The following is a 2,268-nucleotide window of genomic DNA, read 5'->3' as shown; positions in this document are numbered from 1 at the left end:
AATCAAATCAATTATCACACATAAATTATCAATTATTTCCCCTCCTGGGAGGGGGAGGGGCGAGGGGTGGGTTCCCTACTGCCTACAGCAAAGCTGCCTACTCCCTCTTTTGGAGGAGATGTCTATTACCTAACCATCCTGGTTATCGACAAAAGAGTGGCAATAAATTATACCCAATATCACTTGTAATTATTAGTTGATGAAATTATGAAAATTCTGGATTCTCAAGGACGATTATTTGGTAAAGTCAGTGTCTTAGATGTGGGCGCTGTGTTAATAATTTTAATGGTATTACTGGGAATATTTATCGTTCCTGGTACTAATAAAACTTCTGTTGCTCAAGTGGGTAATATTATTACTAAACCAATGGAAGTAGATGCTATTGCTTTAGGTTTAAAAGGACGGAACCCTGAAAAATTATTAAGGGAAGGAGAGAAAACTCAATTAATTATTAGAAATCAACCTTATGGAAAAGTTGACCTAAAATCTGTGGAATTTATGACTCGAAAAGTGGCAGTTCCTCAGCCTGATGGCTCAGTCAAAGCTTTGCCAGATCCTAGAGATAAAGAACTTTTTAGTCGGAATCTTTTATTAACTTTGGAAGGTAAAGGTAGAGTGACTGATGATGGTCCTGTATTAGGAAATATTAAGGTAAAAATTGGTATGACAATTGAGTTGGAGGGTGCGGATTATAATTTTAATGCTAGTGTGATTGATGTGCGAGTAAGAGAGTAATTTTCTGATTTTATAGAAGTCTAATAGGGTGTGTTTTGTTCCACAAAATATCTGGCCTGTGCAAAATACACCTTGAAGAAGGAAGAAGGAAGAAGGAAGAAGGAAGAAGGAAGAAAAAATGGATGGGGATAGTCTTCGACACGCCACTCCGTGTCTTATAACCCCAAGCAATTGTTAACACCCTGTAGAGGGTGGGGTATTAAACCAAAAATAAAAAGATAATTTTACAGCGCAATTCATTTTAGGGTGGTGGTGCATAGTAATGGTCAAAGAAGTGTGGGGAGATGGGGGATGGGGAGTGTGAGAAAAATTAAAAAATATATATCCTCACCATTACCATGCAGGACTACCCATTTTAGTAACTACAAAATTCTTTTGAGTTAGGGAGTAGCGGTGCGACCCCGCGTCGGTGACAGACGCATCTGGTAGCGCACCAAGAGAGGGAGTAGGAAAATACTTTGGCCACTGTAGTCTATCTATTTGAAAATCACTACAATTAAAGTCTCGATGGAATGAACAAGCAAGCTAAAAAATAGAATACAGATATTAAGGGGTAATAATAGACAGAAAAGGCATCTAAATTTTCTGGAAAAATGACCAAAACTATGAGTATAAAAGAAGAAAGCGATCGCTTGATTAACAAATTTCTAGGATACCTAAAAAATTTAGAGTAAAATTTATCTATAGTAGTCGTTATTACTACTCTTAATTTATCATTTTCTTTGTGGGTTTAATACCCCACCGTCAACTGGAGTGTTCAAAATTACTTGGGGTTAGAATCCCCATGTAATTTTCCTCCTGTCTCCTGTCTCCTGTCTCCTGTCTCCTTCTTCAAGGAATAGCTGTTTGGTTAGCACTTCCCAGGAGAAATAATCAAATATCAATAATCCACCTGATCTCCGAGATAACTAAATGCCTTCCTCCTTCTTACTTCTTCCTTCTTCTTTCTGAAAATAATTAAAGTTTTGATCAAAGTATTTACTTATGTCTAAAAATAATTCTCTTATCGGAAAAATTCTACATCAACGTTATCAAATTATTGAAAAATTAGGCACAGGTGGTGGATTTGGTGAAACTTATATTGCAGAAGATTTAGATATGCCGGAAATTCCCAAACCAAAATGTGTTGTTAAGAGGCTAAAACCGACACAAAAAAGTTTAGAAGTTCAGAGGTTATTTGAGCAAGAAGGTAGGATTTTAAAAAAATTAGGTTGCCATGCTCAAATCCCAACTTTATATGCTTATTTTGAAGATGAAGGAGAATTTTTCCTAGTTCAAGAACTGATAGTAGGTCACGATTTAACTAGAGAAATGAATTCCTATTGGAGTGAATTTCAAATCATCAATTTTTTAACGGATATTCTGGAATTACTGAGTTTTGTTCATCAAAATAATGTAATTCATCGGGATATAAAACCGGCAAATATTATGAGGCGAGAAACTGGTGGGAAATTAGTATTAATTGATTTTGGAGCAGTTAAAGAAGTTAGTACAATAGTAGTTGGTAAGTATGGGGAATTTACTAGCACTATA

3 protein-coding genes are annotated in these 2,268 nt (G+C 35.8%); all 3 read left to right on the top strand.

The annotated features are described in order from the left end of the window. Positions 1 to 200, top strand: a 200-nt coding sequence (locus tag F6K13_RS29310) for a hypothetical protein (protein ID WP_287289310.1), incomplete at its 5' end; no start/stop codon positions are given. A gap of 7 nt (positions 201 to 207) precedes the next feature. After that, positions 208 to 735 (top strand): DUF4330 domain-containing protein, encoded by a 528-nt coding sequence (locus F6K13_RS29305; RefSeq protein WP_124143048.1) that lies wholly within the window; start codon positions 208 to 210, stop codon positions 733 to 735. Between the two features lie 984 nt (positions 736 to 1,719). After that, positions 1,720 to 2,268: protein kinase (locus F6K13_RS29300; protein ID WP_287289308.1), on the top strand; the 549-nt coding region annotated here is incomplete at its 3' end.

Origin of the sequence: Okeania sp. SIO2B9 (assembly GCF_010672505.1) — a bacterium.
In the GTDB taxonomy this organism is placed as follows: Bacteria; Cyanobacteriota; Cyanobacteriia; order Cyanobacteriales; family Microcoleaceae; genus Okeania; species Okeania hirsuta.
Note: the sequence above shows the minus strand (reverse complement) of the source record. Positions and strands in the feature narration are given on the sequence as shown.